This is a genomic window from Alkalihalobacillus phoenicis (genome assembly GCF_047302405.1).
Classification (GTDB): domain Bacteria; phylum Bacillota; class Bacilli; order Bacillales; family Bacillaceae_D; genus Alkalihalobacillus.
This window is the reverse complement of sequence record NZ_CP154853.1, coordinates 1,771,801-1,783,847: the sequence shown is the minus strand read 5'-3', so window position 1 is coordinate 1,783,847 and position 12,047 is coordinate 1,771,801. Positions and strand designations below refer to the sequence as shown.

Here is a 12,047-nt window from a genome sequence, read left to right as displayed (position 1 = left end):
GTAGGTGCAGTGCTTAATAATAATTGAGGTGATAGCATGGTCGATATCCACTCTAAAGGAAAAGTTGCTGTTATACAAGCGGCTTCTGTTATTTTTGATTTACATGGAAGTATTAATAAGGCGATAAGCTTAATAGAAGAAGCAAGCGAAAAAGGAGCAAAGATTGTGATTTTTCCTGAATCTTTTATACCTGCTTATCCGCGTGGACTTAGTTTTGGGACGAAAATTGGCAGTCGTTCAGCAGAAGGGAGAGAAGATTGGCTACGCTATTTAAATAACTCTATCATTGTTCCGAGTGATGAAACACGCCTTTTAGGGGACGCAGCAAAAAAGGCAGGTGTTTATTTGATAATGGGAGTGACCGAGCGGAGTAATGGTACCTTATATTGTACTGTGTTATTTTTTGGTCCTGATGGCACACTTCTTGGTAAACATAGAAAGTTAAAACCAACTGGGTCAGAAAGAATTGTTTGGGGAGAAGGAGATGGCAGTACACTTCCTGTATTCGACACACCTTATGGAAAAATTGGGGCTTTAATTTGTTGGGAAAATTATATGCCGCTCGCAAGGACCGCTATGTATCAAAAAGGAGTACAACTTTTAATTACGCCAACAGCGGATTCTCGAGAACTTTGGCAAGCGACCATCCGTCATATTGCGGCTGAAGGTAGATGTTTTGTTTTATCCTGCAACCAGTATGTGACGAAAGAGATGTATCCAACTGATTTAGTTTGTTATCATGAATTAGATGATTGTCCCGAAGTAATGTGCAGAGGTGGAAGTGCAATTGTGGGACCAAATGGCGATTATCTTGTAGAACCCGTCTTTGGTCAAGAAGAAATGATTATCGCGGATATTTCTTTAGATGAAATTGGAAAAAACCAACTTGATTTTGATGGAACTGGTCATTATTCTAGGCCTGATGTTTTTACACTTGTTGTTAATGAGAAACGACAAGAACAAGTTAAATGGGTGAGGGCTTAAAAACGGCTAAAATGCTTTCTTTTTTAAATTCGACTTATATAGAGGAGCATATTAAGAGGTTACGATCTGAACTTTTGAAAAGAAGAGATGAGCTTGACGTCAGTTTAAGAAATTTTTTGGATAACAAGGTATCTTATCATTTGCCTGAAGGTGGTATTCATTTATGGTGTAAACTGAATCAGCCAATTAATGAAAATAAACTGATTGAAGAATCGATAAAAAATGGTGTTGCTTTTGTGCCTGGCAAAATTTTAGGGAATATGGAAGGTAGCTATGTACGCTTTACATACGGAAGAGAAGATGTAGGGAGGGTTAGTGAGGGTATTTATAGGTTTTCTGAAACGATGAAGAAGTTAGTATCTGAATAAAAGCAAACGATTGGAAAATAGGAGATAAACATGACCTTTTTAATTATTTTTGCAGCAATTGTGTGTGTTGTTGGACTTGTTATTACTTTACTTGTGACTAAACAAGAAGACACAAGTTATTCTCAAAAAAAGAGCATTTCAAATCAACTTATTTTATATATTATTCTCATCCCGGTGATTGCGATTATTACGATTGCGACATTTTGGCTTTTAAGCTAAGGATAAAAATTGTAAAATGAATCATTGAGGAGTTGGATATCTCTTAATGGAGGGATATCCTTTTTTGAAATCTAGTGTTCTATAAGTAAGGAGGAGATTCTGTCTTTGATGACAGTGAATGATGTACATATTACAAGTTAGTTTACAAATAGGGTTTTTAATGGCGTTATCCGTGTTGGGTATGTGGATTAAAGAATGGTTTTCATTGCCGATTCCAGGCAGTATTATTGGTTTTATTCTCTTATTACTCTTATTAAGTTTTCGAGTGGTTCCGGAGCGGTTTGTTAGTAAAGGATCAGCTGTTCTCTTATTTTTATTACCGGTTCTGCTCATTCCATTTAATTTAGGGATTATGGAATACCCTGAACTTTTATCAATGGCTGGAGCTGTGATGATTTTTTCCGTTATAGTGAGTACACTTGTATCCATGATTATCATTGGGCATATCTGTCAGTCAATTGAGAAAAAGGCCACACGAGTAGGAGGAGTGGAAAGTGATTAATTTTCTCATTTCTTTTAGTATAATCTTTCTGACACTGGCTACTTTCTGGGGCATGCGTAAAATTTATTTGAAATACCCTCATCCATTATTAATGCCTGTGTTAACAACAACCGTTTTTTTATTCCTTTTGTTATTAATTTTTGGAATCCCTTATTCAACCTATATGGAAGGTGGCAGGTGGCTTAGTAAGATGCTAGAACCAGCGATTGTTGCCCTAGCCTACCCTTTATATAAAAATAGAAAAATTGTTTTACAGTATAAGTCGTTCATAATAGCTGGGGTATTAAGTGGCTTTATGATAAGCATCGGTTCTATGTATATATTAGCCGATCTTTTCGCAATCGAAAAAGAATATATGGCGTCAATGTTGCCTAAATCAATCACTGCTCCTGTCGCGGTAGAAATATCAAACTCTCTATCTGGTATTCCATCGTTAACCGCCGCTTTTGTATTAGTGGCAGGTTTTTCAGGCATTCTTATAGGCCCAAAAGTCATGGAGTGGGTTGGGATCAAAAATCGAAAAGCGATGAGTATTGCACTTGGAACAACTGCGCATGCACTAGGTATTTCCAAAGCAACTGAATATGGAGAGATTCCGCTTTCGATGAGCTCAATTGCGATGACGTTTAGTGCGATATTAGGGGCACTCATAACCCCTATTTTAGTTTGGCTTATTTGAAAATGAGTTGTTCGACTTAATGGTATGAGTCGTTTAATAACAAACGAGTGAATCGATGTTCAATCAAAAAAAAATTCGAGATTACGGTATCAAAATCGGACAGCTGGAACGGTGAATCCTGTCGTTGGTGAATGTAATGACATGATGTTAGAGCCAAGTTTGTACAGTCAGACGATATTTTTCAAGCAATAGAAAGTTAGTGAGCGGTCTTTCCTTTGATTGTACGGAACTAATTCATCGAATCCTTCCATAGACGTTTTCAACTCGATTTTGTAGACCACTCACCGAAACATACTACCCCTTTCCAGTGGCAAATTGCAAGTCATTAGAATGAATTATATTTTGAAGAGGAGTGCGTTGTTGCATTCCTTTTTGTAGTTTAAGCTTCTTCAATTATGATGTTTAGGAGCCGGTATAGTATATAAACCCCAAGATACCCGCCGGATGTTAAGAAAAAGGGGTTTAAGAAAAGCGAGTGAATATTGGTCATAAAAACAGTGTGATCTTTAAGAATAGTATGGATCGATAAAGAGGCAATGTTTCCAAACACAAGGGCTGATACAATAGCAAACAAGTTAAATAGAAGTCGCAACTTCATCCACCGTTTTTGAGAAAAGTACATGACCAAAGGAAAAAAAAGACTGGATAGGACTATAAATACCTTCATACGCTCACCTTTAAGTTAAGATTTTCAAATATTATGCCCAATATATTAATAATTGATTATGATCTATTAGTTAATCTTGATAGAATATTGCCTTTGTATATGTGTCTAAAAAAAGAAAGTTATCAAAAAGCCCTCCTTTATATTAGAAATAATCATTATTGGGAATTACAATTAGTAATGAATACAAAAGGAGGGGTTTCACAATGTTAAAGAAGATGCTCGCACAATATCGAAAAAATCTCCTCCTAATGGCTGTATTGGCATTTGGGGTGTCAATCGCGATTCTTGGCCAAGGGTATTTGATCGTGACGATTATTGATCGTATTTTTTTGCAAGGTGTTCAATTCGTTGATGTCATTTATTTAATCGGTATCTTAGTGTTCGCCTTATTGATTCGGACGATTTTACGTTCTTCTATTAATAAAATCGGAATGTCTGTGGCAACAGATGTCAAAATAAATCTTCGCGTGCAATTATTAGATCATTTTACGAATCGGCCAGCCATTGCGAATGTAAAAAGAAGATCAGGTGAAAGAACGAGTTATTTTTTAGATATCGTAGACGAAATTGATCGCTATTTTAGTCAATATATCCCACAAATGATTCAATCAATGATTATTCCGCTTGTCCTTTTAATCGTTATTTTTGTGGAGCATTGGGCGACAGGGGTTATCATCTTAATAACCGCTCCATTTATCCCCATTTTTATGGTGATTATTGGCGTCAAAACGGGCGATAAATCAAAAGAGCAATTAACGAAAATGGCGGCCTTTTCAGGTACTTTTCTTGATACATTGCAAGGTTTACAAACATTAAAGTTATTTGGGAGGGCGAAACAACAAAGAGAGCGTATTAAGCAAAGTAGTTTAAGCTTTCGAGATGCCACAATGGAAGTATTAAAGGTTGCTTTTACGAATTCATTAGCTTTGGAATTCATTTCGATGCTTAGTATCGGATTAATTGCTTTAGAAGTTGCGATTCGAATGATCATTATTCAAGATACATCTTTTGCAACAGGATTTTTAATGCTCATATTAGCCCCAGAATTCTTTAATAAGTTAAAAGAACTTGGCTCGGCGTTTCATTCAGGGAAAGCGAGTATGGGAGCTGCGAAAAAATTAGAAGAACTATTAGAGGAAACGAGTGAACCGGTGAAGTGGGGAGCGGAAGAACTAGATAAAAATCAGCCACCTACACTGGAATTAAGCGAAGCAGCATTTGGATATGACGAAGGTTTTCAATCGAAGCCCCTCTCTGTTTCCATTCAACCGTTCGAGAAAGTGGCGATCATTGGAGCGACAGGGGCTGGGAAATCGACTTTATTAAATGTTCTTTCTGGTTTATTTCCACTTAATAGCGGTTCTTATCTTATCAATGGTCTCTCGCAGCATCAAGTCTCAGAGAAAGCTTGGTTTGACAAGCTAAGCTATATTACTCAAGATGCGTATTTATTTTCAGGCACGATTGAAGAGAATATCTCATTAGGTTCTAGTCAAAAACATTCTCAACATGAAATTAAATTGGCCGCTGAAGAAGCGGGAATCTATGAATGGATTCAATCCTTGCCAAATGGACTGCAGACGAGCATCGGTGAAGGAGGGCGTGGCCTTTCTGGAGGGGAAAAGCAACGAGTCTTAATGGCGAGAGCCTTTTTGAAAAAACCAGCCATTATCCTCTTTGATGAACCAACGACTGGATTGGATTTACAAACAGAGCGGATTTTACAAACATCAATGCAAAAACTATCCGAACAATCGACCGTTATTACGGTAGCCCATCGTTTGTATACGATTCGTTCTGCCGATAAAATTATTTTACTTGAAGCTGGAGCGATTCGGGCAATCGGTACACATGAAGAGTTATGGCGACAAGATAAAATGTACCGAGAAATGGTTGATGTCCAGCAAGGGAGGACGATGTGATGCGACATTTAAGTATGGTCATTTCCATTATGCTTCAGGAAAAACGCGATATCCTCTTATCGATTGTCTTTGGGTTTGTAGCGGGAATCACGGCCGTTGGACTTTTTTCAGCTAGTGGGTATTTAATCTCACAAGCCGCTCTTGTTCCACCCATTTACACTTTGATGATCATTGTCGCTATTGTTAAGCTTCTTGGGATTACATCTGCTGTGAGTCGGTATGGAGAGCGATATTTTTCTCATCGTGCAACTTTTACGATGTTAAGTAATATAAGAGTCTTTGTTTATCAAAAAATTGAACCACTCTCTTCTACGATATTGCAGCGTTACCGTAGTGGAGATTTGTTAGCTCGAATTGTCGGAGATGTGGAATCTCTACAAAATTTTCTCTTGCGTGTTTTTTATCCACCTGTTGTGACAGCGACCGTTTTTATCGCCACAATCGCTTTTACAACGATTTTCTCAATCGGAACGGCGATTATTCTTTTAAGCGGGATGCTCCTGTTGACCATCATAATTCCAGCCTTATTTTTATTAAAACAAAGTCGTATTGATCAAGAAAATCGACAAATTCGCGGGAACTTGTCATCTGAATTTACGGAGTTCTTATATGGCTATAAAGATTTAAAAATCAATCAGCAAGCAACAAGCCAACGAGATCAATTAATCAAAACGGTAGAAGCCTATGAAAAAGAGCAGAAAAAAGCTCATGAAGTCCAATTATTTAATGAATCGGTTATTGGCTTTTTATCCTTATTTATATCGGTCATTGTGTTAGCTTTTGCTGGTTATCAAGTTGTTCAAGGGAATTTAGAGGGCATCTTATTAGCAATGCTCTTTATGATATCCATTACTGTTTTTGAACAGACCGCCCCTATGGCCCTTGTTCCAAATTTTTTACAACAAAGTAACGTGGCAACGAAGCGTTTAGTTCATGTATGGAATCAAGAGCAACCACCCGAGCAAGAATCCTATGTGAAATGGGAAAATGATCAAGTGCCTTCTATCCAATTTGAGGATGTTTCTTTTACGTATATGGATGAAACACGGCCAACGCTCGATCGGATTTCTTTTGAATTACCAGCAGGCTCTAAAACAGCGATTGTCGGAGCGAGTGGTTCGGGGAAAACGACGATCTTACAAGTTTTATTAAAGGTTCAGCCGTTAAATAGTGGGAAAGTGACTTTTAATGATTGGGATGTCGATAAAATAAATGAGGAAGAGATTTGGAAGGCAAGCAATGTCTCCTTACAATCCAATCACTTTTTCTTTGGAACGATTCGAGATAATTTAGAACTAGCCAACCCAGAAGCGAGTGATACCCAATTCACACAAGTATTACGAGATGTACAATTAGATCATTTGAAGTTAGAAGACGCCGTTCAAGAAAAAGGAGCCAACTTATCAGGGGGAGAAAAACAAAGATTAGCCCTTGCTCGCTTGTTCTTAAAGGAAGCCCAAATATGGGTATTGGATGAGCCGACCTCATCGATGGATGCCTTAACAGAGGAGAGAATGCTTTCGCACATTTTCAAAAAAGCAGGTTCGGCTACGCTAGTTATCGTTAGTCATCGGCTGACTGGGTTGGAGAAAATGGATCAAATTATCGTGATGGACCATGGAAAAATCGTTGAGAGCGGTAGTTACAAGGAATTAATGGGTAGAAACGGTTATTTTAAACAAATGAAGGATTTAGAAAAAGAAATCTTTATTTCGTGAAAGGAATTAAATTTTTATAAAACGAAGAGAGCTGTTCCTAAAGGTCATGAAAATTACCTTTGGGGAATCGGCTCTTTTTTCTTTATAAAGTAAGATTAGTTGATTTAGAATCTGAGTCGAGTAAAGAATAAATTAGTTCCAAGATTTTGGAGATCAGTTCTCTTATTCTCGTTCAAGGTATTTGGAGGTAACTTCATAAATTATTACAAATATTGCTTTGATATGGGATTTTTTGTGAGTTATACTTAGTATTACTAAATACTAGATAGGAAGAGGTAGTTGAGATGCTAGATTTATTGTTAATAGTTACTGTGTTTATCGTGGCGATTTTAACGGTGGTGACATTATTCGGTAAGAAAAAAGAGTCAAATTTGATAGAGGATACTTCTGATGATTATAAAAAAAGTCTAAAGAGGCAAGAAGAATCTTTGCAAATCCAAAAAGAAATGTTAAAAACAGCATCCATTGCTGGCACCGCCATTTTGAGTTTAGGTCTTGTTTTAGGCGGATGTCTTGCATCATCAGCTGTATCTTCTGATGATGCAGAAAGGAATCAGTTGAACGAGGAAGGGAGTTTAGCTGTCGGTGAAGGAATAGATAAAATAAAAATGGATTCGGGTCTAATGGTGGTGAAGAAGTCGATATAAGTTATATAGATGAATACATTTATATCCATGAAAAATATCTTACACAAGCTGTGAGAGATGGCGAATAAGTAGAAAGAGTTCTTGTAATTATTCAAAACAAGTTCTGATTTTGTACCTTTTCATTCTGTCTGCTAATTCTTCACACCTTAGTTATGGTATTGGTCGTTTAAAATTTATGATCTTGTCGCTACTCCAAGCGTGCTAAATTGTCCTATTTACATAACCGATTCAAATTGCGAAAAGAGGGTGATAACATGAATATTAGATTAATCGAAAAAACAGAAATCAATAAAATCGTAGAAATATGGTATGAAGGCTCTGTAATATCACATGATTTTATTGATAAAGATTATTGGGAAACGCAGCAAATAGAAATGAAAGAAAAGTATATCCCGATGTCTGAAACGTATGTTGTAAGTAATGAAAAAGAGGTAGTCGGTTTCGTATCTATGTTAGATAATTATTTGGCTGCCTTATTTATTGATGTTAAGCATCAAGGTGACGGATATGGAAAAGGATTGTTAAATTTTATCAAAGAAAAAAGGGAAATGATTCAATTAAAAGTGTACAAGAAAAATAACAATGCTGTTGACTTTTATTTGAAAAATGGTTTTATCATAACAGAAGAATCTGTAGATGAACAGACTTCCGAGAATGAATATTCGATGGAATGGGAAATGAGGTAATTATCGTTTGGACGATATTATTACAGTAAATGAACACATTTGTTGAACAACACAAACTTTCAGGCTCCTTAATTGAACCGGTAGATTAAAAAGCATGTTCGGTTCAATTAAGGTATAAAAATAACTGAAATTTCAAACATATTAGTAGAAATTATAGAAAAGATTGTATAATTAAAAGGTGTAATCAATGCGATAGGTGGATTTTTGTCTGACGTTTTTGTACAAGGACGTATGGATAATGTTCTAGAATCATAGATAAAAAATATCATTAGAGGATAGAAGGGAGTAATTTAATGGCCATATTAATTTTAAACGGTTACTCACACGAGCATATGCCTTACGAAAAATGGTTAAAGGATTCAAGTGAGGATTTGGTATTAGTCACCTGTCGTAAGCATATGAATGAGTTCCCAGCAGATAAGTATATAGAGATTATTGGGTTTAATAATTATGAAATAAACTCGAATGTCGAATTGACCGCAATAGAATTGAATAAAAAATATAATTTCACTAGAATTATTTCCACATACGAATTTGATTTAGTACGTGCGGCAAGATTACGTGAAGTCCTAGATATTCCTGGTCAAAAGTATGATAGTGCTATTTATTTTAGAGATAAACTTCTAATGAAACAGCTAGCTAAACAGAATCATTTAAAAGTACCCTTATTCACAGAGTTAGATTCTTCCATTTCATTATTAGAATTTATAAACCTTAATGGTTATCCAGTTGTGGTGAAACCGAGAGATGGTGCCGGAGCTGAAGGTGTGAAGATTATAAAAAATAATGATGATTTAACAGATTTTCTAAGTGAAGGCATTCCAAGAAACTATATGGTTGAGGAATTTATAGATGGACAAATGTTTCATATCGATGTTCTTACCTTTAAAGGCGATATCATATTTAACTGGCCAAGCACTTACCTAGTAAGTAATTTAGACTTTAATGATGGAGGGTATGCTGGTAGTCATTTAATAGAGGAAGGGCACGTATATTTCAAAGAACTAATTAATTATTCTACTCAATTAATTAATAGCTTTCCATCTCCTTCACATGGAGCTTTTCATATAGAGGTATTTGTAAATAAGGAGGAGGAAGTAATTTTATGTGAAGTAGCTTCAAGAGCAGGTGGAGGAAAAATAGTTGAACAAATTTATCATGCTTTTGATATAAATTTATGCGAAATCTCTGTCCGCTCTCAAAGTAATCTTTATTCAAAACAAGAAGTAACGATGATAAGGACAAGTCCTAAAAAAATGACAGGTTCCCTTTTAATTCCGCCATTCAACAAACACATTAATCGTTTGCCAAGGACAAATCCACCAGAAAATGTTCTAGAGTATTTAACTTATATTAACCTCGATGAACAAAAGAAGAAAGCAGATAGTTTAATTGACCGTATCGCTACTTTTGTGGTAGAAGCAAAGGATGATATGAGCATTCAAGACAGTATGAATATTGCATACAAGTGGTTTATTAATCATCTAGAAGTAGATGAAAAACAATCTTAATTCAATCCCATTAACTAGTTAAGACAGGCATATACGGGGAAACCAATTAATTAGTAGGAAAAGACTTGCTCAAAAATCAAGTTAACAATGGAGGATATAAATGGAACATACATTTACGGAAAAAGATGAGAAGCGATTAATAGCCTTGGAAGGAAGCTTTAACTTTCGTGATCTAGGTGGATACAAAACGAAGTCAGGTCGGACGGTAAAATGGGGGAGAGTGTTTCGCTCTGGTGATTTAAGCAAAGTAACAGCCAATGATCTAAAGAAGTTGGAGCAGCTGGGGATTAAAACTATTTGTGATTTAAGAAGTCAAGATGAAGTGGAAAAAATGCCGGATCCACTATTAGCAAATGTTCGTGCACTTCATGTTCCAGTTATTCCGAATGGTGACGAGACGATGGTACGGCAAGTTGGTGATTTAGCAGATTTACAGCGAGAATGGCTTACAAATCCTGGTGATATGCTAACATATATGAATAAAAAAATGGTCACATTTGCAGAGGTGTATAAAACGATCTTTCGCTCTTTGCTAAATTATCCAGAAGAGCCATTACTATTCCATTGTGCAGCAGGGAAAGACCGAACCGGTGTTGTCGCAGCACTTATTTTAAGTTTACTAGACATAGACCGCGAGACGATTCTAGAAGATTATTTGTTAACGAACCTTTCAAAAGAAAAAATGCGTCAACAGCTGGCCGGCAGCGATTTAGATGCCTTTTCACATCTAAGTGGAGAAGCGATAGAAGCGATGCTTGAAGCAAGAGCTGAGTACATCGAGGCATTCTTTGCCGAACTTGAACGCCACTATGGAACCGTTGAGCATTATTTCGAACGAGCTATCGGTTTGACAAAAGATGAAATAACTCAATTAAGAGAGAATTTGTTAGAAGCTTAGTTTTGTAGAAAGTGAGGATAGAATCAATCGAATAAGGGTGTTGTGCGACAAATTAAAATGAATCAGAAAAGCCGAGACAATGATCTAGGCTTTTTATTTTTTATTAAAGTAACCGAAAGCTACTGCTATTTATATTAGGCTATTTTCGTAAATTTTGTTGCTTGTGATTATTCATTTTTTGATTAATAGGAACAAAAGTTCTATAATGGAAATAAATAACTATGGAGGTGTAATATATGAGACCAAATCTAACAAAAGATATTAGTATAGATAGTTTTAAAGATTTCTATTGGTTGAAAGAAGAGTTACAATTTTTTTGCAGAGAAAATGGAATAAGTGCTTCTGGTTCAAAACTAGAGATTTCGGATAGAATCGAAACATTTCTTCGCACTGGTGAGATAAAAAAACCTATTAGAAAATTAAAAGTACATAGTAAGTCCGAGCCACAGGTCAATTTAAGCCTAGAAACAGTCATTTTGGAGAATCATCGTTGTAGCCAAAATGTAAGAGCCTTTTTCAAAACCGTTATTCCTGGTTTTCATTTTTCTACCTATATCCAAAACTATTTTAAAAACAACAGTGGAAAAACGTATCAAGATGCTGTAGATGCTTGGTATAAAGAAGAAGAACGAAAGAAAGACCCTGCATACAAGAAAAAAATTGCTCCTCAATTTGAATACAATCAATTTATTCATGATTTTTTTGCCGACCCGAATAATCAAGGGAAAAGTCGTGAAGAAGCAATTGAGGCTTGGAACAACATCAAAAAACTCCCTGGAAGCAATAAATATATGATTAAGAATTAGTTAAGCACATCAGGCCATTTCTCCTGTGGTGTGATTTGATAGTTTTAAGCTTATTTTTGGTTCACCCTTGAAAACGTTCTTTCCATTCCTTCAAATGTTTATGAGAGTTATTGCTGTGGTGAATACGATATATGCTTTTTTCACACGTTATTTTGGTGTTCAGTATGTGGAAAGGTGTATATGAAGATTTCAGCGATTTAACTAAAGCAGAGCAGTTAGCATTGTTTAACTCTATGAAAGAAGATTTTTTGCCAGAAGAACCAGACAAAATCACAAAATTGCTCAAAACCATTCGTAAGGCACGATTTGCTTCGGGTATGACTTGTGTTCATTGTGGTAGCACATATTTCTTATTCAACACGTTAATAACTCTCATAGTCGTCTAATAGGTTGGATGGATTGATTTTAAGGGGACGACTAAATATACTGAGATAACTACC

The 12,047-nt window shown here is 36.0% G+C and carries 12 protein-coding genes and 1 pseudogene; all 13 read left to right on the top strand.

What is annotated here, in order from left to right; translation table 11 throughout:
• Positions 1-36: 36 nt before the first annotated feature.
• A complete protein-coding gene (locus tag AA0017_RS08470) occupies positions 37-984 on the top strand; it encodes a carbon-nitrogen hydrolase family protein (protein WP_413380894.1) in 948 nt (315 codons plus the stop codon).
• Positions 969-1,352, top strand: a complete 384-nt coding sequence (locus tag AA0017_RS08465) for a hypothetical protein (protein WP_413380892.1) — start codon at positions 969-971, stop codon at positions 1,350-1,352. Before AA0017_RS08470 ends, AA0017_RS08465 begins: the two co-directional genes overlap by 16 nt.
• A gap of 30 nt (positions 1,353-1,382) precedes the next feature.
• Positions 1,383-1,571: a BshB3 potential contributor to bacillithiol synthesis gene (locus tag AA0017_RS08460; protein WP_413380890.1), complete on the top strand. Its 189-nt coding sequence runs from the start codon at positions 1,383-1,385 to the stop codon at positions 1,569-1,571.
• Between the two features lie 121 nt (positions 1,572-1,692).
• The gene (locus AA0017_RS08455; RefSeq protein WP_413380888.1) at positions 1,693-2,073 is read left to right on the top strand and encodes a CidA/LrgA family protein; all 381 of its coding nucleotides are present in this window, start codon (positions 1,693-1,695) and stop codon (positions 2,071-2,073) included.
• Positions 2,066-2,752, top strand: a complete 687-nt coding sequence (locus AA0017_RS08450; protein ID WP_413380886.1) for an LrgB family protein — start codon at positions 2,066-2,068, stop codon at positions 2,750-2,752. The genes AA0017_RS08455 and AA0017_RS08450 overlap by 8 nt, the downstream gene beginning before the upstream one ends.
• An 870-nt stretch (positions 2,753-3,622) precedes the next feature.
• Positions 3,623-5,341 carry a thiol reductant ABC exporter subunit CydD gene (gene cydD / locus AA0017_RS08445; RefSeq protein ID WP_413380884.1) on the top strand — a complete coding sequence of 573 codons (1,719 nt, stop codon included), beginning with the start codon at positions 3,623-3,625 and terminating at the stop codon, positions 5,339-5,341.
• Positions 5,341-7,059: a thiol reductant ABC exporter subunit CydC gene (cydC, locus tag AA0017_RS08440; RefSeq protein ID WP_413380882.1), complete on the top strand. Its 1,719-nt coding sequence runs from the start codon at positions 5,341-5,343 to the stop codon at positions 7,057-7,059. Before cydD ends, cydC begins: the two co-directional genes overlap by 1 nt.
• A 284-nt stretch (positions 7,060-7,343) precedes the next feature.
• Positions 7,344-7,706, top strand: a complete 363-nt coding sequence (locus tag AA0017_RS08435; protein ID WP_413380880.1) for a hypothetical protein — start codon at positions 7,344-7,346, stop codon at positions 7,704-7,706.
• A gap of 254 nt (positions 7,707-7,960) precedes the next feature.
• A complete protein-coding gene (locus AA0017_RS08430) occupies positions 7,961-8,392 on the top strand; it encodes a GNAT family N-acetyltransferase (protein ID WP_413380878.1) in 432 nt (143 codons plus the stop codon).
• Positions 8,393-8,685: 293 nt separating this feature from the next.
• Positions 8,686-9,903, top strand: a complete 1,218-nt coding sequence (locus tag AA0017_RS08425) for an ATP-grasp domain-containing protein (RefSeq protein ID WP_413380876.1) — start codon at positions 8,686-8,688, stop codon at positions 9,901-9,903.
• Between the two features lie 100 nt (positions 9,904-10,003).
• Positions 10,004-10,801, top strand: a complete 798-nt coding sequence (locus tag AA0017_RS08420; protein WP_413380874.1) for a tyrosine-protein phosphatase — start codon at positions 10,004-10,006, stop codon at positions 10,799-10,801.
• Positions 10,802-11,037: 236 nt separating this feature from the next.
• A complete protein-coding gene (locus AA0017_RS08415) occupies positions 11,038-11,607 on the top strand; it encodes a DUF6434 domain-containing protein (protein ID WP_413380872.1) in 570 nt (189 codons plus the stop codon).
• A gap of 164 nt (positions 11,608-11,771) precedes the next feature.
• A pseudogene (locus tag AA0017_RS08410) lies at positions 11,772-11,948 on the top strand (IS1595 family transposase); the annotation flags it as partial.
• Between the last annotated feature and the right edge of the window lie 99 nt (positions 11,949-12,047).

Excerpts from the sequence above, each read along its gene's own strand:
- AA0017_RS08470 (WP_413380894.1), top strand. The coding sequence starts at position 37 with ATGGTCGATATCCACTCTAAAGGAAAAGTTGCTGTTATACAAGCGGCT.
- AA0017_RS08465 (WP_413380892.1), top strand. The coding sequence starts at position 969 with ATGGGTGAGGGCTTAAAAACGGCTAAAATGCTTTCTTTTTTAAATTCG.
- AA0017_RS08460 (WP_413380890.1), top strand. The coding sequence starts at position 1,383 with ATGACCTTTTTAATTATTTTTGCAGCAATTGTGTGTGTTGTTGGACTT.
- AA0017_RS08455 (WP_413380888.1), top strand. The coding sequence starts at position 1,693 with ATGTACATATTACAAGTTAGTTTACAAATAGGGTTTTTAATGGCGTTA.
- cydD (WP_413380884.1), top strand. The coding sequence starts at position 3,623 with ATGTTAAAGAAGATGCTCGCACAATATCGAAAAAATCTCCTCCTAATG.
- cydC (WP_413380882.1), top strand. The coding sequence starts at position 5,341 with ATGCGACATTTAAGTATGGTCATTTCCATTATGCTTCAGGAAAAACGC.
- AA0017_RS08435 (WP_413380880.1), top strand. The coding sequence starts at position 7,344 with ATGCTAGATTTATTGTTAATAGTTACTGTGTTTATCGTGGCGATTTTA.
- AA0017_RS08430 (WP_413380878.1), top strand. The coding sequence starts at position 7,961 with ATGAATATTAGATTAATCGAAAAAACAGAAATCAATAAAATCGTAGAA.
- AA0017_RS08425 (WP_413380876.1), top strand. The coding sequence starts at position 8,686 with ATGGCCATATTAATTTTAAACGGTTACTCACACGAGCATATGCCTTAC.
- AA0017_RS08420 (WP_413380874.1), top strand. The coding sequence starts at position 10,004 with ATGGAACATACATTTACGGAAAAAGATGAGAAGCGATTAATAGCCTTG.
- AA0017_RS08415 (WP_413380872.1), top strand. The coding sequence starts at position 11,038 with ATGAGACCAAATCTAACAAAAGATATTAGTATAGATAGTTTTAAAGAT.